We start from the raw sequence: 22,549 nt of genomic DNA, 5'->3' as shown, positions 1-22,549 counted from the left end.
GAACCGCTGGCCATGCCCGCGCAGACCGGGCTCCAGGGTAGTTGGCGCTGATCGTGGACCGCACGCCGACCCGGTGCGGCCAGCCGTCGGGGTGGAACTCAGACCAACCGACCGTTCGTGACCAGCAGGACGACGTCGATCAGGGCGACCAGCAGCACCGCGCGGAAGGCAGCCACCGGCCGGGCTCCGGCGTGCTCGCCGGTGCGGCCCGCGTACCAGGCCACGATGAAGATCACGACGGTGGCGGCGACCGCCGTGAGACCCACGCCGGTCGGCGGTCCGGGCGGCCCGAGCACGAGCGTGACGGTCGCCGCGATCAGCAGCCCGACAGCGGCCGCCCGGCTGCCCGCCGCGCCGAGCCGGTGCGGCAGCCCACGTACCCCGGTCCGGGCGTCGTCGGCGAAGTCGGGCAGCACGTTCGCGAAGTGGGCACCCGCGCCGAGCAGGGCCGCCGCGACGACCAGCCAGGCGGGGGGTGGCGGAGCGCCGGGCAGGGCCAGCACCACGAAGGCGGGCAGCGCACCGAAGGAGACCGAGTACGGCAGCACCGAGATCGGGGTGGACTTCAGCGGCCAGTCGTAGAGCAGCGCCGAGACCAAAGCGACGATGGCGCAGAGCGCCGCCGCCGGGTTCGTGGTCAGGGCCAGTGCCACGGTCGCGGCGGCGGCCACGGCGGCGGCCACCGCGACGGTACGCCGACCGAGCGCGCCGGCGGCCAACGGTTTGTCGGCACGCCCGACCATCGTGTCGCGGTCGGCGTCGAGCAGGTCGTTGGTCCAGCCCACGGTGAACTGGCTGGCCGCCACGGTGAGCACCACCGCGACGACGCCGCCGGGTGGATGCCCGACACCGACGGCGAGCAGACCGGCCACTGTGGTGACCGCCGCGGTCGGCTCCGGATGGCTCGCTCTGACCAGCCCTAACACCGTCGACGACATAACGGAAGTCTGGTCGTTACCGGGGAGTCGTGCCACGCTCGTTGCCATGCGTGACGCCGGCCTCGTGCTGCCCCGCAACGATCCGCGCCAGTACGACGACCTGGCGGACGAATGGTGGCGGCCGGACGGGGTGTTCGCCATGCTGCACTGGCTGGCCCGGGCGCGGGCCGCGCTGGTGCCCCCGGCGGCGCGACCCGGCGCGGTCCTGGTCGATCTCGGCTGCGGGGCCGGGCTGCTCGCCCCACACCTGGCCGGCAAGGGCTACCGGCATGTGGGGGTGGACCTGACCCGCTCGGCGCTGGCCCAGGCGGCCGCGCACGGCGTGACGGTGGTGAACGGCGACGCCACGGCGGTACCGCTGGTGGACGGCTGTGCCGACGTGGTCGCCGCCGGAGAGCTGCTGGAGCACGTCCCGGACTGGCGGGCGGCGGTGGCCGAGGCGTGTCGCCTGCTGCGCCCCGGTGGTCTGCTGGTGCTGGACACCCTCAACGACACCGCGCTGGCCCGGCTGGTCGCGGTCCGCATCGCCGAGCGACTGCCCACCGTGCCGCGCGGCATCCACGACCCTCGGCTGTTCGTCGACGACCGAGAGTTGGTCGCCGAGTGTGCCCGGCACGGCGTCGACCTGCGGATCCGTGGTGTCCGGCCCGGGGTGCCCGGGCTGCTGCGGTGGCTGCTGCGGCAGGTGACGGGCGCGGCGACCCCGGCCGGTCAGGCACCACGCATCGTGTCGACCGGGTCGAGGGCGGTGCTCTACCAGGGTCACGGGGTGCGCGACGGATAGCTGATCCAGGTGAGGGTATGGCAATGGCCGAAGAGGGGGTTCCATCCATGACCGAGCGCAGTGGAGCGTCGGCGGCGGCCCGGCGACTGGCGCCCCGGCTGGCGGCGCGCGCCACCACGCACGACCGGGACGGCTCGTTTCCGGTGGACGACTTCGCCGACCTGCGCGAGGCGGGGCTGTTCGGTCTGATGGTCCCGGCCGAGCTGGGTGGCGCCGGTGCCACCTTCGCCGGGTACGCGGCGGTGGCCACCGAGTTGGCCCGCGGCAACGGTGCCACCGCCCTGGTGTTCAACATGCACGCCTCGGTGACCGGTGCGCTCGGCGCGGTCACCGAGGAACTGGCCGAGGCGCTCGGCGTACCGGCGGAGGCGCTGGCCGCCCGTGACCGCCTGTTACGGGCGGCGGCCGACGGGGCGTGGTACGCGGTCGCGATGAGCGAGCGGGGCGCGGGTGCCCGGCTGTCCCAGCTCGCCACGGTCTACGAACCGGTCGACGGCGGCTGGCGGATCAAGGGCAGCAAGACCTTCTGCTCCGGTGCCGGCCACGCCGACGGCTACCTGGTGGCGGCCCGTAGCGCCGCCGACCCCTCGGTGGTCTCGCAGTTCCTGGTTCCGGCCGGAGCGGGGCTCACCGTCGAGTCGACCTGGGACGCTCTCGGCATGCGCGCCACCGCCTCGCACGACCTGCACCTCGACGTGACCGTCGGGACCGACCGGCTGCTCGGCGGGGTGGAGGGGCTGGCCCTGGTGGTGGCCCAGCTCATGCCGCACTGGCTGGTGGCCAGCTATGCGGCCGTCTACGTGGGGGTGGCCCGGGCGGCGATCGACGCGGCGGCGGAACACCTCAACACCCGCAACCTCGCCGGGCTGCCGGCGGTACGCGCCCGGCTCGGTCGTGCCGACGCCGCTGTGGCGGCGGCGGAGCTGGTGGTCGCCGAGGCGGCCCGACGGGTGGACGAGGCACCGGGTGACGAGGAGACCAACCGGTGGGTGTGGCGGGCCAAGCTGCTGGCCGGCACCACCGCGGCGGAGGTGGCCGCGTCCATGCTGGAGGCGGCCGGCACTTCCGCCACCCGACGGGGTCATCCGCTGGAACGCCTGTACCGCGACGCCCGCTGCGGGTCGCTGCACCCGGCGACCTCCGACGTCTGTGCCGACTGGCTCGGCATCGCCGCGCTCGGTGGTGACCCGGACCGGGACGGATCGAGTCCTCGTTGGTGAGCGTGAGGGAATCAGCTCGCGGGCCTGGCGGTCGTGGATCGGCGCGGGGTCGGCGGGCGTGAGATGTGAGCGTGCGAGAGGAAGGTGGGACCGTGTCCGTACCGGTTATCGCGGGCCTGGGCACGGCCCATCCGCCCTCGGCCGACCAGCGGGAGTTGTGGGAGAAGTTCTTCTCCCGGCACTTCTCCGGCTCCACCCGCGCCCTGGCGGAGCGGATCTTCGCGCATTCCGGGGTGACCCGGCGGCAGGCGGCGGTCAACCCGCTGCTTGAGGACGTCTCCGACTGGCCGACCGAGCGACGGATGCTCCGTTACCAGGTCGAGGCGTTACCGCTGGGCAAGGAGGCGGTCGGCCGGGCGTTGACTGCCGCCGGACTGGATGCCCGGGACGTCGGTCTCTTCGTCGTGTGCTCGTGCACCGGGTACGCCACCCCCGGGCTGGACATCCTGCTCGCCCGGGATCTGGGCATGGCCGCGACGACCCAGCGGATGTTCGTCGGTCACATGGGCTGCTACGCGGCGCTGCCGGGGTTGGGTGCGGTGGGCGACTTCGTCACCGCCCGGGGCCGTCCCGCACTGCTGCTCTGCGCCGAGTTGACCAGCCTGCACCTGCAGCCCTCCTCGGCCCGGATGGACACTCAGCAGATCATCTCCCACGCGCTCTTCTCCGACGCCGCGGTCGCCGCGGTGGTCGTGCCCGGCGGGCGGGGGTACGCCGTACGTGAGGTCGCCTCGGTGACCGACACGTCCACCGCCGACCACATGACCTGGGAGGTGACCGACACCGGTTTCCGGATGGGGCTGTCACCGAAGGTGCCGCAGGTGCTGTCGGCGCACGTCCGGGGGCTGGTCGACGAGGTGCTGGCCCGGCACGGCACCCACCGGTCGGAGGTGGACGGTTGGGCGGTGCACCCGGGCGGCCCGCGCATCCTGAACGTGGTGGAGCGGGAGCTGGGGCTGGCACCGGCGGCGTTGGCGGCGTCCCGGGAGACGCTCGACGAGCACGGCAACTGTTCCTCGCCGACGGTGCTGTTGATCCTCGACCGCCTGTTCCGGTCGGCACCGGCACCGCGCCGCGTGGTGATGCTGGCCTTCGGGCCTGGCCTGACCCTCTACGCCGCCCTGCTGGAACGGCACGCCTGACCAGTCGACAGAGTTACTCTCCAAGGATGGACGTCGATGCCATCCATCAGCTGCGCGGAGCCCTGCTGGCCGCCGTCGGGGTGGGGGTGCTGACCCTCGGCGGCTGGTGGTGGCAGGTGCAGGCACCGCAGGCGCGAAGCGACACGGGTGTCGTGCCGGGCGGGTCGTCGTCCGCCACGTACTGGCGGGAGAACCCGGTCACCGGCGCCGTGGTGCCCGAGCCGACCTCCTCGGTCCTGGTCGACCCGCGTACCGGCGCGGTGGTCGGCACGGACGGCCCACCGGTGGACGGCACCGTCACGAGTTCCGCCGTCGCGGACGGCTGGCGGGGCGCGACCGAAGCGGTCTGGACCGAGTCGGCACGGCTCAGCCCAGGCGGCGCGGTGGTGCGGCAGACCCGGCTGGAGCGCGGCGAGCGGCACCTGCTGTGGCTGCGCTGCACCGGCCCGGGTGAGCTGCTGGTGGCCGTCAGCGGGGCCCGGTCAGCGGCCCCGATGACGGTGGGCTGCGACGGTGGGCAGGTCCTGATGGAACTCACCGGCACCGGCGCGGCGGCCCGGTTGTCGTTCTCGCCGGCCGGGTCGCAGCCGGTCCAGATCGAGGCCCGGCTGGTCGTCCTGACCTGATCAGTCCCGGCGGGCCTGGGCGCAGGGCGGGATCAATCGGCCAGTCGGGACAGTTCGGCGTGGTGGTCGGCGACCGAGGTGACCTCGGGTACCACCAGGGTGATCCGGCCGGAACGGTCGGCGAGCACGGCCGTCACGCCGAGCTGGCCGGCCGGCAGGTGCAGGAACGCGCGGAGGCCGCCGGCCGGGTCGGCGAGTGCCCGCACCGATGTCCCCGGCGGTGCCGCCCGTGGCCGGGCGCCCGCCACGGTGACCACGTTCACCCCCGGCGGCACCGCGCTCGCCGCGTCGGTCACCTGCTCCGGACAGGCACAGCCGTCCACCAGCAGCACCACGACCGGCAGCAGCCCGCGTAGCGGCACCGGTGACTGCCCGCCGTCGACCAGGTCGAGCGCGGGCAGTTGGCGTCCGGTCAGCTGCGCCGGTGCCGGGTCGGGGGTCCCGGTGGCCGCCCCGGTCCGGCCGGCCCGGGGCCAGGTGACTGCGGCCAGGCCGGCGAGGGTGGTCAGGACGGCGACGATCAGCACCAGCACCGGGCCGGTGGGCGGACGCCAGCGGCGGCGGTCCGCAGCCGCCCGCCGCAGCTCGCGACGGACCTGTTCGGCCTCGTCGGCCAGTGCGGCCAGGTCGTCCGGGATGACCACCCGGCCCCACTCCGGCGGCAGGTCGGGCAGCCCGGGACCATCGGCGTCAGCCTTGCCCATTACGACCCCCTGGAACCTCGTGGGTGCGCGGACGCGGCACCCCTCAAGCGTCCCGCACCGGGCCGGGTACCGCTACCGCTGCCCGCGTCCGGCTGCGGCGGGATACCATGGAACGGGTGCGTAGCCCTTGATCTCCAGCGGGTGTGTTGCCGCGCCTCGGCGCTTGTTCTCCCGGATCTCCACGTCGACGACGGCGGTGTCCGGGGGTCATCCCAAGGTTACGCAACGTGTTCGAATCATCGTCTGGATGGTCTGTCAAGCCGAAGAAATACCTCTCACAGGGCCCCTGAGCTGCGCCAACGGTCAGGACAGCGGTGAGACATCGGTGCCTGAGCGTGTTACCCTAGACACAGCGAAAGGGGTTTCGAACCTATGGTTTTCAGTGTCGGCGAGACCGTTGTTTACCCCCACCACGGGGCCGCACTCATCGAGGCAATCGAGACTCGGGTCATCAAGGGCGAGCCCAAGCAGTACCTCGTCCTGAGGGTCGCGCAGGGTGACCTGACGGTCCGGGTACCGGCCGAGAACGCCGAGATCGTGGGTGTGCGCGAGGTGGTTGGCGAAGAGGGCCTCGGCAAGGTCTTCGACGTTCTCCGGGCTCCACACACCGAGGAGCCGACCAACTGGTCGCGGCGTTACAAGGCGAATCTGGAGAAGCTGGCCTCCGGCAACCCGCTGAAGGTCGCCGAGGTCGTCCGCGACCTGTGGCGTCGCGAGCGGGAGCGAGGGCTGTCCGCGGGTGAGAAGCGCATGCTCGCCAAGGCCCGCGACATTCTGGTCGGCGAGGTCGCGCTGGCCGAGAAGAGCACCAAGGACGAGGCGGAGACGTTGCTCGACAAGGTGTTGACGGAGGCCTAGTCCGCACCGCATCGTCGTACCCGATTCGTAGCGAACAAACCGTCGAGGACCGCGACGTGACCGCGCAGCTCAACCCGTGCGGTGACGTCGCGGTCCTCGTGCCTGCGGCCGGTGCCGGCGTACGCCTCGGGCCCGGTCGACCGAAGGCCCTTCGGTTGCTGGCCGGTGAGCCGCTGCTGGTGCACGCGGTCCGTCGGTTGTCCGAAGCCCCCTCGGTGCACAGCATCGTGGTGGCCGCGCCGGCGGCGGAGGTGGCGGCCGTGCGTGAGCTGCTCGCACCGGTCGCGCCGGTGACCGTGGTGCCCGGTGGCGCGGAACGGCAGGCCTCGGTGGCTGCCGCGCTCGCGGCGGTACCCGCCGGTCCCGAGATCGTCCTGGTGCACGACGCGGCCCGAGCGCTCACCCCGCCCGCACTCGTGGAGTCGGTGGCCGCGGCGGTCCGGGCGGGCCACCACGCGGTGATCCCGGTGCTGCCGGTCGTCGACACGATCAAGGAGGTCGACGCGGACGAGATGGTGCTCGGCACCGTCGACCGGGCCGCGTTACGCGCCGTGCAGACTCCCCAGGGATTCCGCCGGGCGGTGCTGACCGCCGCTCACGCCGCCGCCGGCGACGCCCTCACCGACGACGCGGGGCTGGTGGAGAAGCAGGGCGTGGCGGTGCACTGCGTGCCCGGTTCGGAGCACGCTCTGAAGATCACCAGACCGTTCGACCTGGCGCTGGCCGAGCACCTGCTGGCGACCGGGCGGTAGCGCGTACCCTCGGCTCATGATCGTTCCTCGGGTGGCCATCGGGACCGACGTGCACGCCTTCGAGGCCGGTCGGCCCTGCTGGGTGGCCGGTCTGCACTGGCCGGGGCAGGACGGCCTGGCCGGGCACTCGGACGCCGACGTGGCCGCCCACGCCGCCTGCAACGCCCTGCTATCCGCCGCCGGCCTGGGTGATCTCGGCACCAACTTTGGCGTCGGGCAGCCCGAGTGGGCCGGGGTCAGCGGGGTGGCCCTGCTCACCGAGACGGCCCGCCGGGTACGCTCCGCCGGCTTCGCCATCGGCAACGTGTCCGTGCAGGTGGTGGGGGTCCGTCCGAAGATCGGCCCACGTCGGGACGAGGCCCAGCGGGTGCTGTCGGAGGCGGTCGGCGCGCCGGTCACGGTCTCCGCCGCCACCACCGACGGCCTGGGCTTCACCGGGCGCGGTGAGGGACTCGCCGGGATCGCGGTCGCCCTGGTGTACGAGCAGCCGAGCGCCTAGGCTCGCCGCGATGTCCGCCGACCCGCCCGCCGCCGACGGCTACCTCGAACGTGCCACGCTCCTGGCCGAGCTGGGCCGCTACGACGAGGCCGCGGCAGAACTCGGCTTCGCGCTGGCGCTCGACCCGGCCGCCGCCGAGGTGTCGACCATGTTGGCCCGGGTGCACCTGGCGGCCGGCCGGCCGACCGAGGCGCTCGCCGCCGCCGAGGCCGCGGTGGCCGCCGCGCCGGGCCAGGTGCCCCCGCTCGTCGCCCGTGGGCTGGCCCTCGGCGATCTCGAACGGTACGCCGAGGCCGCCCGCACGGCAGACGAGATCCTGGCTCTGGGTCCGCAGGACGCGTACGCCCAGCGCAGCGCGGCGGCGATCCTGGCCGGCTCGCGCAACGGCCAGCCGGCGTTGAACGCGGCCTGGCGCGCGGTGGAGCTGGCCCCCGAGGAACCGCAGGGCCACCTGGTGCTGGGGTTGGTCGCGGCCAACATGCGAATGTACGACTTGGCGGAGCGGGCCTACCGGGAGGCGCTCCGGCTGGACCCGCGCCTGGCGGAGACGGCCGACGACGTCGGGGTACTGCGGCTGGAACAACGCCGGTGGAGCGCCGCGCTGGAGCGACTTGCCGAAGCGGCGGTGGCGAACCTGCCGCCGACCGATCCGCGCCGCGCCGACGAGGTGCCGGACGAATCGACCCGGCCGGACGCGGCCGGCGACGATCCGGACCGGCCCGGACGTGACCCGGACGAGCCGGGGCGTTCGGCTGCTGGCGACGTCGACGCCAGCCGTCCCGCCGGACCGGAGGACCGCCCGAGCCCGCCGGTGCCGGGCGCAGACGTACCCACCGGCGGGCCGGTGACCGGCCGTGCCGCAGACCCGGAGTGGGGGCGTGGCGAAGCCGGGCCGGGCGGGCCGGATCACCTCGGCACCGGGCCGGTCGTGGCACGCCGGCCGGTGCCGGCGGCACTGCGGCAGTTCGTGCTCTGGGGCGCCGGTTGGTCGGCGGTCGCCGCCACCGTGGTCGCCTGTTCGACCGCGACCGGCTCCGGATTCTCCCGGCTGCTGGCGGTGGTGGCGGCCGCTGGCGGCGGCGTCGTGCTCTGGCAGCAGGCGTCCCGGCTGCCCGGACTGACCCGGACCGTGCTGCCCGTGCTGCGGCGCACCGACCGTCCGCTCGTCCTGGTCGTGTACGCCGCCGCAGCGGCACCGGTGCTGATCCTGCTCTACGCCCTGACCGGCAGCCCGTGGCCGCTGGTCCTGGCCATCGCCATCGCCACCGCCGCCCGGTTGGCGATCATCGGCCGGCCGGTGGCCTGACCACCTCAGGGGCGGCGGGTCCAGGTCCAGGCGTACCCGTCGTCCTCGCACTCCGTCGCGGCGTCGCAGAGGTCGAGCGGGCGGAAGGTGTCGACCATGACCGCCAGCTCGTCGAAGAAGTCCACGCCGATGGCGCGTTCCGCCGCGCCGGGCTGCGGTCCGTGGGTGAAGCCGGACGGGTGCAGCGAGATGGAGCCCTGCTCGATGCCGGAGCCGCGCCGCGCCTCGTAGTTGCCTCCGGTGTAGAAGAGCATCTCGTCGGAGTCGACGTTGTGGTGGTGGTACGGCACCGGGATGGCGTCCGGGTGGTAGTCGACCTTGCGGGGCACGAACGAGCAGATCACGAAGTTCGGGCCGGCGAAGGTCTGGTGCACCGGCGGCGGCTGGTGGATCCGGCCGGTGATCGGCTCGAAGTCGTGGATGGAGAACGCCCACGGGTAGAGGTGCCCGTCCCACCCGACCACATCGAACGGGTGGTTGGCGTAGACATGTCGCGTCCACCCGCGCCGGTGGCGCACCAGCACCTCCACGTCGGTGCCGTCGACCAGCAGCGGGGTGTCCGGCCCCCGGACGTCGCGCTCGCAGTACGGCGAGTGTTCCAGGAACTGACCGCGTACGGAGAGGTAGCGCTTGGGTGGGCCGATGTGCCCGGACGCCTCCACGGCGAGCAGGCGGGTGGGGGTGTCACCGGTGGGCACCAGCCGGTGCACCGTCGAGGTCGGGATGATCACGTAGTCGCCGGCCACCGCGTCGAGCACGCCGAACGTGGACTCGACCCGCAGGGTGCCGGCCTCGACGTAGAGGCAATGGTCGCCGGTGGCGTCGCGGAATAGTGGCGAGGGACGGTCGGCCAGGACGTAGGCGATCCGCACGTCGTCGTTGGCGAGCAGGTACCGCCGGCCGAGGACCGGGTCCGCGCCGGTTCCGTCGAGCTTGTGGGTCCGCAGGTGCCGGGGCTTGAGCGGCAGGTTCGGCATCCGCGTCACGGCCGGCGGGGTGAACTCCTCGGCGGCGACGATCGCGGTCGGGGCGTACCGGTGGTAGAGCAGGGACGAGTCGGAGGAGAAGCCCTCCTGCCCCATCAGCTCCTCGGTGTAGAGGCTGCCGTCCGGCTGCCGGAACTGGGTGTGGCGCTTGCGTGGCAGCTCGCCGACGCTGCGGTAGTACGGCATCTCGCCCTCCCGGTCCGCTGTCCGTCCGATAATCGGACGCTGTTGTCCGCTTCTTGAAGCGTCCCGTACATTGTTGTCTCGTGTCAACGCAGCTGCCCACTCTTGTCGCCGGCCTGGTCGACGACGCCGCCGTCTTCCCGCCGGGCAGCGCGCCGCTGCCCGACGCCGTGGCGGCGCACCGGCGGCACCGTGCCGCGTGGTACGCCGACCTGGTCGGCCCGCTGCTGCTGCCCGCCTCGGCGATCACGGCGGGCGAGCTGAGCGGTCTGGTCGACCCCGGGGAGGGCTTCGCCGTCGGGCTGATCGGTGACACCGGTCTCGACCGACTGCCGTTCGCGCTGTCGTTGCTGCCCCCGCTCGGGGTGACGGCCCGACAGGTCGAGGTGCCCGTCGCGCGGCGGGGCGAGGATCCGCAACCTGGACTGACCGAGCTGGTGAAGCTGGCCGAGCGGCTGGACGGCGTCCCCGTCTACGCGGAGGTGCCGCTCACCTTCGGTTTGATGGGTGCCCTGGACTCGCTCGCCGACGCCCGTGCCCGGGGGATGTCGGTCGCCGCCAAGTTCCGCACCGGCGGACTGGCCGCCGAGCTGTTCTCGACGCCCGCCGAGCTGGCCGCCGTGATCTGCGCCTGCCGGGACCGGGAGCTGCCGTTCAAGCTGACCGCCGGGCTGCACCACGCGGTGCGGCACGTCGACCCGGAGACCGGCTTCACCCACCACGGGTTCGGCAACGTGCTCGCCGCGACCCTGGCCGCCGCCGAGGGCGCGACCGTCGCTGCCGTCGCCGAGCTGCTCACCGTGCGCGACGAGCGCCCGCTGGTGCAGGCGGTCGACGGCCGGCACGACGCGGCGCGCCCGCTGTGGGTGGGGTTCGGCTCGTGCAGCATCGTGGAACCACTTACCGATCTGATCCGGCTCGGGCTGGTGAACGGAGGCTTCGAGGCATGAGCGAGAGTCAGCCAGCGAGCTGGGTGCCGGGCGCGGCGGGTTCCGGGTACGGGGTACACCACCTGCCGTACGGGGTGTTCCGGGTGGGCGACGACGAGCCGCGCATCGGCGTACGCGTCGGAGATCTCGTCCTGGACCTGGCCGGCGCGGAGGCCGCGGACCTGGTGCTGGCCGGCGGCGCGCTGGGCCTTCCGACGCTCAACGCGTTCCTGGCGCTCGGTCGTCCGCAGTGGACCTCGGTGCGGGATCGGATCACCGAGCTGCTGACCGACCCGGCGCACCGGGCGGCGGTAGAGCCGCTGCTGGTGCCGGTGGACGAGGTGCGGATGGAGCTGCCCTTCGAGGTGGCCGACTACGTCGACTTCTACTCCTCGGAACACCACGCGTCCAACGTCGGCCTCATCTTCCGTCCCGGCCAGCCGCCGCTGCTGCCGAACTGGAAGCATCTGCCGATCGGCTACCACGGCCGGGCCGGCACGGTCGTGGTCTCCGGCACCCCCGTGGTGCGTCCACAGGGACAGCGACCCAGCTCGGACGGTCCGACGTTCGGCCCGTCCGCGCGGCTGGACATCGAGGCCGAGGTCGGGTTCGTGGTCGGGGTGCCGAGCCCGCTCGGCCGCCGGGTGGCCGCCGCCGACTTCGCCGACCACGTCTTCGGCGTGGTGCTCGTCAACGACTGGTCGGCACGGGACATCCAGGCGTGGGAATACCAGCCGCTTGGGCCGTTCCTGGGCAAGTCGTTCGCCACCTCGGTCGCCGCCTGGGTCACTCCGCTGGACGCGCTACGGGACGCGTTCGTCGCCGGCCCGACGCAGGACCCGCCGGTGGCCGACTACCTGCGCGACGAACCGCACCAAGGGCTGGATCTGCGGCTGAAGGTGCTCTGGAACGGGGAGCCGGTCAGCGAGCCGCCCTTCGCCGACATGTACTGGACCCCCGCCCAGCAGTTGGCGCACCTGACCGTCAACGGCGCCTCGCTGCGCACCGGCGACCTCTACGCCTCCGGTACCGTCTCCGGCCCTCGACGCGACCAGGTCGGCTCGTTCCTGGAACTCAGCTGGGGCGGCACCGAACCGGTCTCCGTGGGCGGGACGGAGCGCACCTTCCTGGCCGACGGCGACACGGTGACGATCACCGCCACCGCACCGGGCCCGGACGGCACCACCCTCACGTTGGGCGAGGTCACGGGCACCGTCCTGCCAGCGAACTGACCTGAACCCGACAGCTGTCCTTGATCGCACAGCGGGTGCGATCAAGGACCGTCACCGTCTTCGTTGATCGCCTCGGAATTCCGTCGCCATGCCGCGCCGGGCCGGCCGGTGCCCCCCTTTTCCGGTCGGCCCGGTCCCGGGTGGCGCAACGTCGAGACTGAGGGAGATGACGACGATGCACGATCTCGTGGACGCGGTCTGGCGGACCAGCAGCCGCTCCAACGACCAGGGTCTCTGCGTGGAGGTGGCCGACAACCTGGCCGCCGTCCGCGGTGTGGTGGGCATCCGCGACTCGAAGGACCAGACCGGGCCGGTGCTCGTGGTGAGCCCGCCGGGCTGGACCGCGTTCGTCGACGCGATCCGGGACGGCCGGTTCGTCGGCTGATGCCAGCAGCAGGGGGTCTCCGGCGGAGGATTCTCCGTACGGGGACCCCGAGCCACGCTCACGCCGCGTACCGTCGGTGCCACGGGAGGTGGCATGTCGACCGTTGCGGTCAACGGCGTGGTCGCGGCATCCGCGGCCGATCTGTGGCGGGTGCTCACCGACCTGTCCCGCCCCAGGTACGGTGACCGGCCCGTGCGACTGCTGACACCGGGTACGTTCGGCCCGGGTACGTCCTGGCGGGAGATCCGCAGTCGACCGGGCGGCGGCACGATGGCCGAGGAGTACGTCGTGCTGGCCGCCGAGCCGCCCCGGCGGCTGGTGCTCGGCTCGGCCGGTGACGGCGTCGACTACCGGATCACCTGGACGCTACGGGACATCCACCGTCGCGGGCGTCGCTACGCCTCCGTGACGGTGACGGTGCGGGCTCAGCCGGCCGCGGTTACCGGCCGCGCGCTGGCACTGTTGCTCGGCGGGTTGGCGGTGCGAGCCGCGGAGCGGGTGCTGCGGCAGGACATCGCCGCCCTGGCCGCCGCAGCCAGTGCCCGCCACGCCGACGTCGCCTGACCCGGCGCGCCGCGCGCCTCCGTAACGCCCGGACCCGCGCGGGCGGGGCGGCTCGGGGGCGGGGGCGAGCCCGGAGGCGGCTGGGTAGGGTGCCGTGCGGAGGTGCGGCATGGGGTGGGCGGCGGGTCGTCGGCGGGTCGTGGCGGCGGTGGCGGCGGTGGCTGTCGCCGCGGCGACCGGGGTCATCGCGTACCGGGTCCTGGCGCCGGCGGAGGTGAGCACCCCTGCTCGGGACGACTACCCGGCGCGGAGCATGCCTGACCCGGGGGTGACCGGTCGCCTGCCGGTCGCTCCGCTGATCGTCGACGGTCGGCTCCGGGTGTACGCCGCCCCTCGGCAGGTGTACGCCGACCAACCGGTCGACAGCCGCAGCCGACGTACGCCGTACTGGTCCTTCCGACGCTGGCCGGCGAGCCTGGACGCGGTGGTGGCGAGCGGGACGACCGTGGTGAGCCGGTGGTCGGACGGGCAACTCGTGGCGATCGACGCGCGTACCGGTCGGGTCGCCTGGCGGGCGGCGGGGCCGGAGCCGGCGGCGGAGCGGGTGGCCCGACGCACCGGCACGGCCGTGGTCTGGCGGCCGAGCGGGTTAGCGGTGAGCCGGACCACCGAGGGCCGTCACGTGGTCGTCAGCTCCGGCGACGGTGCGGTCCAGGCGGTCGACCTGGCCGATGGCGGACAGCTGTGGCGGGCGGCGGTGCGCTCCGGCTGCCGGGAGCCGGTGGGTGCCGGCTCGGGTGGTCGGCTGCTGACCGTGGACGACTGCGACGGGCCGGCGGTGGTCGAGTTCCGGGACACCGCGACCGGCGTGGTGACGGCCAGGTGGCGACCGCCGGACGCCGGTGACGAGCTGACCGCCGGGCTGCTCGGCTGCCGGCCGGACGGTGACGGCTGTGCCGCGCTGCGCACCGCCCGCCCCGGCGACGGGCCCGCCCAGGGTTGGTTGCTCGGCCCGGACGATCCGGTCCAGGTGCCGGCGCTCGACGGCCCGGGCACCGAACTGGTCGACGGGACGGCGGTGAGCCTGGTCGACGGGGTGCTCGTCGGCGAGGCCGTGCCCGGTGGCGTGGAACGCTGGCGGGTCGAGGTCGGCCCGGGGCGGTTGATCGCGGTCCAGCCCGGCCGGGTGCACGTGCTGACCGAGGCGAACGAGCTCGTCACGCTGGACCCGGCCACCGGTGCGCGGCTGTCCGGCTTCGTCCTCGACATCGGTTCCGACGGCACCGGCTGGGTGCCAGGCGACGCGTACGCGGCCGACGGCTTCGTGGTGGTGGAGCGGCTGCGCCAGCCGGTGGACCCCGACGCCGACGACCAGCGGTACTACCTCACCGCCGAATCGTTGATCGTCGCCGCGACGTGAGCGACAGCGACAACCATCAGCTCGACAAAACGGACATAAGTTACTTATAGTCTCACCGTGCGTCTTTTGGCAGCCCTGGTGGGCGTGATCGTCGTCCTCGTCGCCGCCGCTCCGGCGGAGGCCGCCGCCCCGTCCGGGCGGAGTGTCCAGTTGGCCAGGACCGAGGGAGTGGACATCACTGTGCCGGCCGCGGTCAACCTCGGCACTGCCTTCACCGGCGGGGTGTTGATCGGGCCGATGGGACGGGTCGAGGTGAGGGATTCCCGTGGCCCGGTCAACCCGAACACCTGGGTGGCGACGGTCTCCGCCACGATCTTCACCACCGGTGGGGGTGGGGCGCAGCGGACCATCTCCAACGCCTCGGTCTTCTACTGGTCCGGGCCGGCGGTGCAGAGCACCGGTGGCGGCACGCTGGTGCCCGGGCAGCTCACCCAGGCGCAGGCGGTGGCGCTGAACGTGACCCGGGAGGCGTTCCGCAAGACCTCCGGCAACGGCAACAACCGGGTCGCCTGGAACCCGAGCCTGCGGATCGTCGTGCCGACCGGCATCGTCGCCGGCACCTACACGGGCACGATCACCCACTCTGTCGCCTGATGGGTTATTTGTCCAAAATCTCCCTCTGCGTGCCGACCGCGCGCTCTAGCTTCGTCGACATGAGGAAGCCACTTCTTACCCTGACTGCCGCCGCGGCCGCCGTGGTGGCCCTGGCGGCACCCGCCGCCGCCGCACCGTCCGGCGACACCATCGTGACCTTCACGGTCTCCACCGCCAACCTGGACATCACCGTCCCACCGGCGGTGAACCTGGGGGCCGCCTTCGCCGGCTCCACCATCACCGGCGAACTCGGCAACGTCACGGTCACCGACAGCCGGTCGGCGCTGACCGCCACCTGGACGGCGACGGTGAGCACGACCGCCTTCACCACCGGCGGCGGCACACCGGAGGAGACGATCCTGCCGAACCTGGTCGAGTACTGGTCCGGCGGTGCCATCGCGACGACCGGTACCGGCACCTTCGTGCCCGGCCAGCCCACCCAGGCCGACGCGGTGGTCCTGAACGTGCCGAGGGTCGCCTTCTCGAAGACCTCCGGCTCCGGCAACAACTCCGCGACCTGGGCACCGGACATCCGGATCACCATTCCGGGTGGCGCGGTCGGCGGCACCTACACGGGGGTGATCACCCATTCGGTGGCATGACCGCGTCAGCGCCCTAGCCCTGGCCGTGACCGTCCTGGTCACGGCCGGGGTGCCGGCGTCGACCGCAGCCGGGGCGGTGCCGGTGCCCCGGGCGGTGACGCGCGCCGAACCGGCCCCGCCCGATGTCGTCGACCTGCCGGCGGCCGATCGCCGGGACGGCCGATCCAAGCCGCCGCAGCCGAGCGGCAGTGCCTCGCCGAGTCCCAGCGGCCCTGACGTGTCGGTCGGGGTGCGCCTGCTCGACGCACCGGTGAACCGCCGCGACGACTCCCGGGCGCACAAGTACATCGTCGACCACGTCAAGCCCGGCACCACGATCAAGCGGCGCATCATGGTCAAGAACTCCTCGGAGATCCACCGCAAGGTCGCGCTCTACGCCGCCGCGGCGGCGGTGACGAAGAAGGGCTTCGTCATCGCGCCGGACCGGACCGAGAACGAGCTGAGCAGCTGGATCCGGGTCGAGCCCGGCGAGGAGGCGCTGGCCGCCGGCGAGGAGGTGGAGGCGCTGGTCACCATCCGGGTGCCGCGCGCCGCCGAGGCCGGCGAGCGGTACGCGGTGGTCTGGGCCGAGATCTCGGGCACGGACGGCCAGCAGATCCGCAATGTCGGTCGCGCCGGCATCCGGGTCTACCTGTCGGTGGGTCCGGGCGGGGAGCCGCCGTCCGGCTTCGAGATCGGGCCGCTGAGCGGCCTGCGCGAGCCCGACGGCACGCCGATCGTCACCGCCGACGTGCGCAACACCGGCAAGCGGGCGCTCGACCTGGCCGGCGAACTCCGGCTCGCCGACGGGCCGGGCGGACTGTCCACCGATCCGGTCCGGGTCGAGGCCGCGACGCTGCCCCTGGGTGGCAGCACCACCGTCCGCGTCGCGCTGGACTCCCGCCTGCCCGACGGGCCCTGGTCGGCCAAGCTCGACCTGGCCAGCGGCTGGACCAAGCGCAGCGCCAGCGGCACGGTCAGCTTCGGCGGCGTGACCGTCCCGGCGGCGGCGAGCGCCGACCGGTCGAGCGCGGTGCTGGCCGGCGGACTTGTCGCCTCCGGGCTGGTGCTGGCGCTGCTGTTCGGCCTCGCCTACCGGCGGCGGTCGCACCAGCGGGAGCCGGTGCCGCAGGGGTAGGAGACTCCGGGCCGGTCCGCTGGGGGATGGCGGACCGGCCCGGTACGGCTCTCGGCGGGCCGGTCCGGTGGCCACCTCCGGCTCTCCGGTGCGCCCAGCGGCGGGCCCGGCTCAGCCCAGGGCGGCCTCGGCGGCCGCCAGGAAGGCGTCGTTCTCGGTCGGGGTGCCGATGGTGACCCGCACCCCGTCACCGGGGAACGGACGGACGATCACACCCCGCGACTCGCACGCCTTGCCGAACTCCACCGCCCGGTCACCGAGTGGCAGCCAGACGAAGTTGGCCTGGCTGGCCGGCACGCCGGGGACGAGCTTGGCCAACGCCTCGCCGACGCGCTCGCGTTCGGCCACCACCAGCGCGCACCGCCGGCGTACCTCGTCGGCCTGGGCCAACGCCGCCAGCGCGCCCGCCTGGGCGGCCATGCTCGTGGAGAACGGCGTGACGACCTTGCGGACCGCCGCCGCCACCTGCGGCTGGGCGACCAGGAAGCCGATCCGCAGACCGGCCAGGCCCCACGCCTTGGACAGGGTGCGCAGCACCGCGACGTTCGGCCGGTCGGCGTAGTCCAGGCCGTCCGGCACCTCCGGGTCGGTGACGAACTCGCGGTACGCCTCGTCGATCACCACCAGCACGTCGTCGGGTACGGCGTCGAGGAAGCGGTCCAGCTCCGCTCGGCGTACCGCGGTGCCGGTCGGATTGTTGGGATTGCAGACCAGGATCATCCGGGTGCGGTCGGTCACCGCCGCGGCCATCGCCGCCAGGTCGTGCCCGTGCCCGGCGTCGTTGGGCACCTGCACGCTTGTCGCGCCGCTGGTCGCCGCGATGATCGGGTACGCCTCGAACGAGCGCCACGAGTAGACGAGTTCGTCGCCGGGCAGGCAGGTGGCGCGGACCAGGTGCTCGGCCAGCGCCACCGACCCGCAGCCGGTCGCCACCCGGTCGACGTCCACCCCGTACCGCTCGGCGAGCGCCTGGCGGAGCGCGACCACGCCCATGTCCGGGTAGCGGTGCACGCCGGCGACCGCCTCGGCCACCGCCTCCACCACCCCGGGCAGCGGGCCGTACGGCACCTCGTTGCTGGCCAGCTTGATCGCCTCGGGCAGGCCCAGCTCGCGGGCCAGGTCGGCCGGGCTGCGGCCGGGCACGTAGTTGGGCAGCGCGTCCAGGTCGGCGCGGGTCAGCCGCACCGCCGCCTGGTCTCGTCCGTCGGTCATGAGGTCTCTCCCGGGGGGTTGGCGCGGTCGTCGGGGGTACGCGGAAGCTGAACCACCACGGTCTGCGCCCGCTTGTCGTGCAGCGCCTGCCGTAGCGGATGGTCGAACAGCGGTGAGAGCGCGTCGATCAGTTGGAGCAGCAGGCCGAGGCCGCAGCAGTACCAGAGCAGCGTGGGCAGGCCGAGAGTGTTCCAACGGCGCAGCGCCCGGCCGAAGCCCAGCGGCGCGTCCGCCTCGACCGGCACCGCCCGGACCCGTAGCAGCCGCTTGCCGAAGGTCTGCCCGCTGGCGGCCATCGACGGCACCTCGTACGCCAGCCAGAGCGCGGTGGCGATGAGCAGGATCGTCACCACCAGCGCGCCGGCCTGATCGCCGGCGGCGGGCAGCGGGTCGGTGGTGCGGTCCTGGGACTGCACCCGGCGCCAGAACTCGTCCAGCGGTGCGGAGAGTTCCTGCAGGTAGCGCCAGACGAACCAGCCGTTGACCAGGGCGTTGAGCAGGACGACGACGCCGAAGTCGATCAGCCGGGCCGCCAGCCGGGCGCCGAACGAGGCCAGCGGCAGGCCGTGCGGGCGAGGGGCCGGCGGACGTCCCGGCCAGGTCGGGTACGGCCAGCCGGGCGGTGGCCCCTGCGGCGGGTTCCCGCTCGGCCAGGTCGGTGGCGTGCCCGGCTGCCCCGGACCGCCGGACCAACCCGGCGTCCCGTCAGCCGACCGGCCCGTCGACGGGCCGGGCGGCCAGGTGGCCGGCGGGGTGCCGGCGGAGGGCAGTTCGGGCGCGGTGGGTGCCGGGGAGGTGGGCTCCGGTGTCGGCTCGGGCTCGGGCTGGGGTGGGCCCTCGGGTGGCGTGGCGTCCACCGGGATGGGCGCGCCGATCCAGCCCTCGCCGTCCCAGTACCTGCGGGTTTCCGGGTCGGCGGGGTCGACGTACCAACCGGGTGCCACGCTCACGGCGCGGCCTCGCTGCGCTCAGTCACCTCGACACCTTAACGACGACGGTCCCGGCGAACTTGTCGTGGAGGCACTGCTGCCAGGGCTTGTCCCACAACTGCCAGAGGCCGTCGACGTAGCTGCCACCCGGCACCAGGGATCCGCCGACGAACTGCACGAGGTACCGCTTGCCGGCCATCCGACGGTCGAGGGTGCGGGTCGGGTCGAGGGAGACCACCCGCAGCTTCATCACCTTCTTGCCGACGGTCTGCCCGGTGCGCTTCAGGTACTCGACGTGGTAGAGCCAGTAGATCGCCAGCATCAGCACGAACAGCCCGGCCTGGAGCAGCAGCATCGGCAACACGAGGTTGGTGAACACCGTGACGGAATCCGGTTCGACGAGTGTGCCGTCCGGGTTGGTCTGGCTGACGGTGGCGACCAGCCCAAGCCAGATGATCACGAAGACCGGCACGAAGAACACGATGAGGACCCCGGTCGCGATGGCCGTGTCGATCAGGTACGCCAGCAGTCGGTCACCGAAGTTCGCCAGCGGCTGCCCGCCCGGACCCAGCACCGGCGGTGGCGGCCCGGCAGCCCAGCCGGGCGGTGGCGGCCCGGCCACCCAGGGCGGCTGGGGTGCGTACCCCTGCGGACCCGGCTGTCCCGGCGGCGGCTGGGTGAGCGGGGTCCATTGAGCCGGAACCGGGGGTGGGTTGGTGGACGGCGCGACACCGCCGGCCGGTGGACCGCCGGCCGGCGGTGTCGGGTGCGCGGGAGGCTGGGTCACGCTCGACAGTGTTACAGGTTGCCGCGCTTCTCCTGCTCCCGCTCGATGGCCTCGAAGAGCGCCTTGAAGTTGCCCTTGCCGAAGCCGAGCGAGCCGTGCCGCTCGATCAGCTCGAAGAAGACGGTCGGCCGGTCCTGCACCGGCTTGGTGAAGATCTGCAGCAGGTAGCCGTCCTCGTCCCGGTCGACCAGGATCTTGCGGGACTTGAGTTCCTCGATGGGAACGCGTACCTCGCCGATGCGGGCCCGCAGCTCCGGGTCGTCGTAGTACGAGTCCGGGGTTTCCAGGAAGTCGACGCCGGCCGCCCGCATCGCGTCCACGCTGGCCAGGATGTCGTTGGTGGCCACGGCGATGTGCTGGGCACCGGGGCCCCGGTAGAACTCCAGGTACTCGTCGATCTGCGACTTCTTCTTGGCGATGGCCGGCTCGTTGAGCGGGAACTTCACCTTGCGGGTGCCGTTCGCGACGACCTTGCTCATCAGCGCCGAGTAGTCGGTGGCGATGTCGTCGCCGATGAACTCGGCCATGTTGGTGAAGCCCATGACGCGGCGGTAGAACTCGACCCACTCGTCCATCCGGCCCAGCTCGACGTTGCCGACCACGTGGTCGACGGCCTGGAAGAAGCGCTTCGGCTGGATACCGGCGTCGATCATCGGCTGCCGGTCCACGATCGGGCCGCGGGCGACGAAGCCGGGCAGGAACGGACCGGTGTAGCGGGACCGGTCGACGAGCGTGTGCCGGGTGTCGCCGTACGCGTCGATGACCGCGAAGCGGACCGTGCCGTGCTCGTCGGTCAGGTCGGTCGGCTCGGTCCGGCCGTTGGCGCCCTGCTGGACGGCGTGCGAGTAGGCCGCGTCGACGTCCGGCACCTCCAGCGCGATGTCGATCACGCCGTCGCTGTGCTTCGTCACGTGTTCGGCGCCGGGCGCGTCGGGGCGTACCGCGCCGGTCAGGACGAAACGGGCGGAACCGCTGGTCAGCACGTACTCGGCGTAGTCCCGGTAACCCTGCTCCGGCCCCCGGTACGCCACGCAGGTCATGCCGAACGCCGTGGAGTAGTAGTGCGCCGCCTGCTTGGCGTTGCCCACCATGAAGTGCACGTAGTCGAGGCCCTTGACCGGGAACGGGTCCTTGCTGGTGTCGTGGTCGACGGCGCCGACGAGAGCGTCGACGTCCACCTCCTCGGTCGGCTGGGGTCGGTCGATCGCCTGGGTCATGGTGGCCTCCCTCGCGTACCGGCCGGCCTGGTGGGCCGACGGGATCGTGTGCTGTGTGCCGAGCATCGCGGTGACCGGCCGCATTGGGCAACCCTCACGGCGTACGCTGGTCAGGTTGCACAAACGGTATGGTCCTTACGCATGAAGACTGGTCAGATTGCTCAGCTCGACGAGCTGGACGTGCGACTCATCGAACTGCTCGCCGAGGAACCCCGGATCGGCGTGCTGGAGTGCTCGCGCCGGCTCCGGGTCGCCCGGGGGACCGTCCAGGCGCGGCTCGACAAGCTGGTCGGTCGGGGGGTCATCGCCGGGTTCGGGCCGGACCTCGGCCCGGCCGCGCTGGGCTTCACGGTGACCAGCTTCGTCACCCTGGAGATCAGTCAGCGGCACGGGCACGACCCGGTCACCCGGCACCTGGCGGCGATCCCCGAGGTGCTGGAGGCGCACACCATCACCGGCTCGGGCGACCTGCTCTGCCGGATCGTGGCCCGCTCGAACACCGACCTCCAGCGGGTGATCGACCAGATCGTGGCGTACGAGGGGATCACCCGCGCCTCCACGATCATCGCGCTCGCCGAGCAGATCCCCTACCGGGTCCTGCCACTGCTGCGCTCGGCGGTGCGGTGAGTCAGGTCAGTTCGCCGCGAGCGTGTCGCCCAGCGGGGTACGGCGGTAGCGGACGGACCGGCCGGAGCGGACCCGGGTGATCAGGCCCGCGTCGCGCAGCACCGACAGGTGGTCGCCGACGCCGCCCAGGCTCATCCCGAGCTGCCCGACGAGCTGGCTGGTGGTGGCGGGCACGGCGAGCGCCCGTAGCACCGCCGCGCGGGACCGCCCGACCAGCCGGTCCAGCGCGTCCTCGGGCCGGCCCGGGTCGGGCGGGCCGAGCAGCTCGGCCACTCCGGAGGCCCGGTAGACGATCGCGAACGGCCATGGCGGCTCGACGTAGTTGATCATCATGCCGAAGACCGTGGGGATGAAGAGCAGGCCCCGGCCGTCCAGCGAGTAGCTGCGGGGGTCGCGGTCGGCCACCTCGATCGCGCCGAGGCCGCCGCCGGAGACCCAGCGCAGCCGCGGGTCCAGGTCCGCCACGGCGGCCCCCCAGCCGTACGCGAGCAGGCGGCCCGCGCGATGTACCAGGTCCCGTTCCAGCACCGCCCGCAGTCGCGGCCAGTCCGGCTGCACCAGGGCGGTCCAGGACGCCTCGATCGCGTCGGCCACCCGGTCCACGACGTCCGGCGCGTCGTAGATGCGGCGGGCGTACGCCGGTGGGGTGGGCAGTCCGACGAGATTGCGGGACAACTCGGCACGGGCCTGCCCGAGCGGCGTGGCCCGGACCACGGCCAGCTCGTCGGCGAAGGTGCGACCGGTGCCGGCGGGCGGCGGCTGGATGAAGTCGGCGTTGTAGCCGCCCCGGCGCAGCAGCGCCATCAGCGCGCCCACCGCCGGGCAGTCCCGGCGCAGCCGCTCGAACACCGGTCGGGTACGGGCCACCCAGGGCGCCAGCCCCGGCACGGCGTGTTGGCCGGTGTGCAGCCGCAGCGCCCAGACCGCCTCGCCCAGCGGCGAGATGGCGTACCGGCTGGCCGCCACGTCCGCCGGGGTGACCTCGATCCGCATCGT

Annotated in this window: 24 protein-coding genes and 1 pseudogene; 17 read left to right on the top strand and 8 right to left on the bottom strand. The window is 73.2% G+C overall.

The window, feature by feature from the left end:
• Window positions 1-98 precede the first annotated feature (98 nt).
• Window positions 99-986: a UbiA family prenyltransferase gene (locus O7597_RS08800; protein WP_269738536.1), complete on the bottom strand. Its 888-nt coding sequence runs from the start codon at window positions 984-986 to the stop codon at window positions 99-101.
• Here O7597_RS08800 and O7597_RS08795 point away from each other — a divergent pair.
• The 4 genes from O7597_RS08795 to O7597_RS08780 all read left to right on the top strand — a co-directional run bounded on the left by O7597_RS08795 (window position 985) and on the right by O7597_RS08780 (window position 4,710).
• Window positions 985-1,722: a methyltransferase domain-containing protein gene (locus tag O7597_RS08795; RefSeq protein WP_269738535.1), complete on the top strand. Its 738-nt coding sequence runs from the start codon at window positions 985-987 to the stop codon at window positions 1,720-1,722. The two genes, O7597_RS08800 and O7597_RS08795, sit on opposite strands and share 2 nt — an antisense overlap.
• Window positions 1,723-1,769: 47 nt before the next feature.
• The gene (locus O7597_RS08790; protein ID WP_269738534.1) at window positions 1,770-2,942 is read left to right on the top strand and encodes an acyl-CoA dehydrogenase family protein; all 1,173 of its coding nucleotides are present in this window, start codon (window positions 1,770-1,772) and stop codon (window positions 2,940-2,942) included.
• A gap of 92 nt (window positions 2,943-3,034) precedes the next feature.
• Window positions 3,035-4,084, top strand: a complete 1,050-nt coding sequence (locus tag O7597_RS08785) for a 3-oxoacyl-[acyl-carrier-protein] synthase III C-terminal domain-containing protein (RefSeq protein WP_269738533.1) — start codon at window positions 3,035-3,037, stop codon at window positions 4,082-4,084.
• 26 nt (window positions 4,085-4,110) lie between these two features.
• Complete coding sequence (locus O7597_RS08780; RefSeq protein ID WP_269738532.1) at window positions 4,111-4,710, top strand: hypothetical protein; 600 nt, start codon at window positions 4,111-4,113, stop codon at window positions 4,708-4,710.
• Between the two features lie 32 nt (window positions 4,711-4,742).
• Here the strand turns inward: O7597_RS08780 and O7597_RS08775 are convergent, their stop codons facing one another.
• Window positions 4,743-5,414 carry a hypothetical protein gene (locus O7597_RS08775; protein ID WP_269738531.1) on the bottom strand — a complete coding sequence of 224 codons (672 nt, stop codon included), beginning with the start codon at window positions 5,412-5,414 and terminating at the stop codon, window positions 4,743-4,745.
• A 372-nt stretch (window positions 5,415-5,786) separates the two neighbouring features.
• Between O7597_RS08775 and O7597_RS08770 the strand changes: the two genes are divergently transcribed.
• The 4 genes and pseudogenes from O7597_RS08770 to O7597_RS08755 form a co-directional block, all read left to right on the top strand.
• Window positions 5,787-6,272, top strand: a complete 486-nt coding sequence (locus tag O7597_RS08770; protein WP_007073334.1) for a CarD family transcriptional regulator — start codon at window positions 5,787-5,789, stop codon at window positions 6,270-6,272.
• A 56-nt stretch (window positions 6,273-6,328) separates the two neighbouring features.
• Window positions 6,329-7,024, top strand: coding sequence for a 2-C-methyl-D-erythritol 4-phosphate cytidylyltransferase (gene ispD / locus O7597_RS08765; protein ID WP_269738530.1), 696 nt, complete (start codon window positions 6,329-6,331; stop codon window positions 7,022-7,024).
• Between the two features lie 16 nt (window positions 7,025-7,040).
• Window positions 7,041-7,523 (top strand): 2-C-methyl-D-erythritol 2,4-cyclodiphosphate synthase, encoded by a 483-nt coding sequence (ispF, locus tag O7597_RS08760; protein WP_269738529.1) that lies wholly within the window; start codon window positions 7,041-7,043, stop codon window positions 7,521-7,523.
• A gap of 10 nt (window positions 7,524-7,533) precedes the next feature.
• Window positions 7,534-8,148, top strand: a pseudogene (locus O7597_RS08755) (tetratricopeptide repeat protein); the annotation flags it as partial.
• A 686-nt stretch (window positions 8,149-8,834) separates the two neighbouring features.
• Here O7597_RS08755 and O7597_RS08750 read toward each other — a convergent pair.
• Window positions 8,835-10,001: a homogentisate 1,2-dioxygenase domain-containing protein gene (locus O7597_RS08750; protein WP_269738528.1), complete on the bottom strand. Its 1,167-nt coding sequence runs from the start codon at window positions 9,999-10,001 to the stop codon at window positions 8,835-8,837.
• An 80-nt stretch (window positions 10,002-10,081) separates the two neighbouring features.
• Between O7597_RS08750 and O7597_RS08745 the strand changes: the two genes are divergently transcribed.
• The 8 genes from O7597_RS08745 (at window position 10,082) to O7597_RS08710 (ending at window position 16,781) form a co-directional block, all read left to right on the top strand.
• Window positions 10,082-10,948, top strand: a complete 867-nt coding sequence (locus O7597_RS08745) for a hypothetical protein (RefSeq protein ID WP_269738527.1) — start codon at window positions 10,082-10,084, stop codon at window positions 10,946-10,948.
• Window positions 10,945-12,159, top strand: a complete 1,215-nt coding sequence (fahA, locus tag O7597_RS08740) for a fumarylacetoacetase (RefSeq protein ID WP_269738526.1) — start codon at window positions 10,945-10,947, stop codon at window positions 12,157-12,159. The genes O7597_RS08745 and fahA overlap by 4 nt, the downstream gene beginning before the upstream one ends.
• A gap of 175 nt (window positions 12,160-12,334) precedes the next feature.
• Window positions 12,335-12,544 (top strand): DUF397 domain-containing protein, encoded by a 210-nt coding sequence (locus O7597_RS08735; RefSeq protein WP_164448677.1) that lies wholly within the window; start codon window positions 12,335-12,337, stop codon window positions 12,542-12,544.
• A gap of 93 nt (window positions 12,545-12,637) precedes the next feature.
• Window positions 12,638-13,108, top strand: a complete 471-nt coding sequence (locus O7597_RS08730) for an SRPBCC family protein (protein ID WP_269738525.1) — start codon at window positions 12,638-12,640, stop codon at window positions 13,106-13,108.
• 109 nt (window positions 13,109-13,217) lie between these two features.
• Entirely contained in the window at window positions 13,218-14,468 is a 1,251-nt protein-coding gene (locus O7597_RS08725; protein ID WP_269738524.1) for a PQQ-binding-like beta-propeller repeat protein, read from the top strand.
• Between the two features lie 57 nt (window positions 14,469-14,525).
• Entirely contained in the window at window positions 14,526-15,062 is a 537-nt protein-coding gene (locus O7597_RS08720) for a hypothetical protein (protein WP_269738523.1), read from the top strand.
• 59 nt (window positions 15,063-15,121) lie between these two features.
• Entirely contained in the window at window positions 15,122-15,664 is a 543-nt protein-coding gene (locus O7597_RS08715) for a hypothetical protein (RefSeq protein WP_269738522.1), read from the top strand.
• Between the two features lie 25 nt (window positions 15,665-15,689).
• A complete protein-coding gene (locus O7597_RS08710) occupies window positions 15,690-16,781 on the top strand; it encodes a hypothetical protein (protein WP_269738521.1) in 1,092 nt (363 codons plus the stop codon).
• A 111-nt stretch (window positions 16,782-16,892) separates the two neighbouring features.
• On the opposite strand, the gene hisC is transcribed toward O7597_RS08710, so the two are convergent.
• Genes hisC through hppD form a run of 4 tightly spaced genes read right to left on the bottom strand, consistent with a single transcriptional unit; the run spans window position 16,893 to window position 20,926 of the window.
• Complete coding sequence (gene hisC / locus O7597_RS08705) at window positions 16,893-17,993, bottom strand: histidinol-phosphate transaminase (RefSeq protein WP_269738520.1); 1,101 nt, start codon at window positions 17,991-17,993, stop codon at window positions 16,893-16,895.
• Entirely contained in the window at window positions 17,990-18,943 is a 954-nt protein-coding gene (locus O7597_RS08700) for an RDD family protein (protein ID WP_281582425.1), read from the bottom strand. The genes hisC and O7597_RS08700 overlap by 4 nt, the downstream gene beginning before the upstream one ends.
• Before the next feature lie 22 nt (window positions 18,944-18,965).
• Complete coding sequence (locus O7597_RS08695; RefSeq protein ID WP_281582424.1) at window positions 18,966-19,709, bottom strand: RDD family protein; 744 nt, start codon at window positions 19,707-19,709, stop codon at window positions 18,966-18,968.
• Between the two features lie 11 nt (window positions 19,710-19,720).
• Window positions 19,721-20,926 carry a 4-hydroxyphenylpyruvate dioxygenase gene (hppD, locus tag O7597_RS08690; protein WP_164448590.1) on the bottom strand — a complete coding sequence of 402 codons (1,206 nt, stop codon included), beginning with the start codon at window positions 20,924-20,926 and terminating at the stop codon, window positions 19,721-19,723.
• Between the two features lie 141 nt (window positions 20,927-21,067).
• Here hppD and O7597_RS08685 point away from each other — a divergent pair, with 141 nt between their 5' ends.
• Complete coding sequence (locus tag O7597_RS08685; RefSeq protein ID WP_281582423.1) at window positions 21,068-21,553, top strand: Lrp/AsnC family transcriptional regulator; 486 nt, start codon at window positions 21,068-21,070, stop codon at window positions 21,551-21,553.
• 6 nt (window positions 21,554-21,559) lie between these two features.
• On the opposite strand, the gene O7597_RS08680 is transcribed toward O7597_RS08685, so the two are convergent.
• Window positions 21,560-22,546, bottom strand: a complete 987-nt coding sequence (locus O7597_RS08680; RefSeq protein WP_281582422.1) for a helix-turn-helix domain-containing protein — start codon at window positions 22,544-22,546, stop codon at window positions 21,560-21,562.
• Window positions 22,547-22,549 lie beyond the last annotated feature (3 nt).

The organism is Verrucosispora sp. WMMC514 (genome assembly GCF_027497295.1).
Lineage (GTDB): Bacteria > Actinomycetota > Actinomycetes > Mycobacteriales > Micromonosporaceae > Micromonospora > Micromonospora palythoicola.
Note: the sequence above shows the minus strand (reverse complement) of the source record. Positions and strands in the feature narration are given on the sequence as shown.

What these genes read in the sequence shown, in the direction of transcription:
- O7597_RS08795 (WP_269738535.1), top strand. Translation starts at nt 985, where the DNA reads ATGCGTGACGCCGGCCTCGTGCTGCCCCGCAACGATCCGCGCCAGTAC.
- O7597_RS08800 (WP_269738536.1), bottom strand. Translation starts at nt 986, where the DNA reads ATGGCAACGAGCGTGGCACGACTCCCCGGTAACGACCAGACTTCCGTT.
- O7597_RS08790 (WP_269738534.1), top strand. Translation starts at nt 1,770, where the DNA reads ATGACCGAGCGCAGTGGAGCGTCGGCGGCGGCCCGGCGACTGGCGCCC.
- O7597_RS08780 (WP_269738532.1), top strand. Translation starts at nt 4,111, where the DNA reads ATGGACGTCGATGCCATCCATCAGCTGCGCGGAGCCCTGCTGGCCGCC.
- O7597_RS08775 (WP_269738531.1), bottom strand. Translation starts at nt 5,414, where the DNA reads ATGGGCAAGGCTGACGCCGATGGTCCCGGGCTGCCCGACCTGCCGCCG.
- O7597_RS08770 (WP_007073334.1), top strand. Translation starts at nt 5,787, where the DNA reads ATGGTTTTCAGTGTCGGCGAGACCGTTGTTTACCCCCACCACGGGGCC.
- ispF (WP_269738529.1), top strand. Translation starts at nt 7,041, where the DNA reads ATGATCGTTCCTCGGGTGGCCATCGGGACCGACGTGCACGCCTTCGAG.
- O7597_RS08750 (WP_269738528.1), bottom strand. Translation starts at nt 10,001, where the DNA reads ATGCCGTACTACCGCAGCGTCGGCGAGCTGCCACGCAAGCGCCACACC.
- fahA (WP_269738526.1), top strand. Translation starts at nt 10,945, where the DNA reads ATGAGCGAGAGTCAGCCAGCGAGCTGGGTGCCGGGCGCGGCGGGTTCC.
- O7597_RS08735 (WP_164448677.1), top strand. Translation starts at nt 12,335, where the DNA reads ATGCACGATCTCGTGGACGCGGTCTGGCGGACCAGCAGCCGCTCCAAC.
- O7597_RS08730 (WP_269738525.1), top strand. Translation starts at nt 12,638, where the DNA reads ATGTCGACCGTTGCGGTCAACGGCGTGGTCGCGGCATCCGCGGCCGAT.
- O7597_RS08725 (WP_269738524.1), top strand. Translation starts at nt 13,218, where the DNA reads ATGGGGTGGGCGGCGGGTCGTCGGCGGGTCGTGGCGGCGGTGGCGGCG.
- O7597_RS08715 (WP_269738522.1), top strand. Translation starts at nt 15,122, where the DNA reads ATGAGGAAGCCACTTCTTACCCTGACTGCCGCCGCGGCCGCCGTGGTG.
- hisC (WP_269738520.1), bottom strand. Translation starts at nt 17,993, where the DNA reads ATGACCGACGGACGAGACCAGGCGGCGGTGCGGCTGACCCGCGCCGAC.
- hppD (WP_164448590.1), bottom strand. Translation starts at nt 20,926, where the DNA reads ATGACCCAGGCGATCGACCGACCCCAGCCGACCGAGGAGGTGGACGTC.
- O7597_RS08685 (WP_281582423.1), top strand. Translation starts at nt 21,068, where the DNA reads ATGAAGACTGGTCAGATTGCTCAGCTCGACGAGCTGGACGTGCGACTC.
- O7597_RS08680 (WP_281582422.1), bottom strand. Translation starts at nt 22,546, where the DNA reads ATGCGGATCGAGGTCACCCCGGCGGACGTGGCGGCCAGCCGGTACGCC.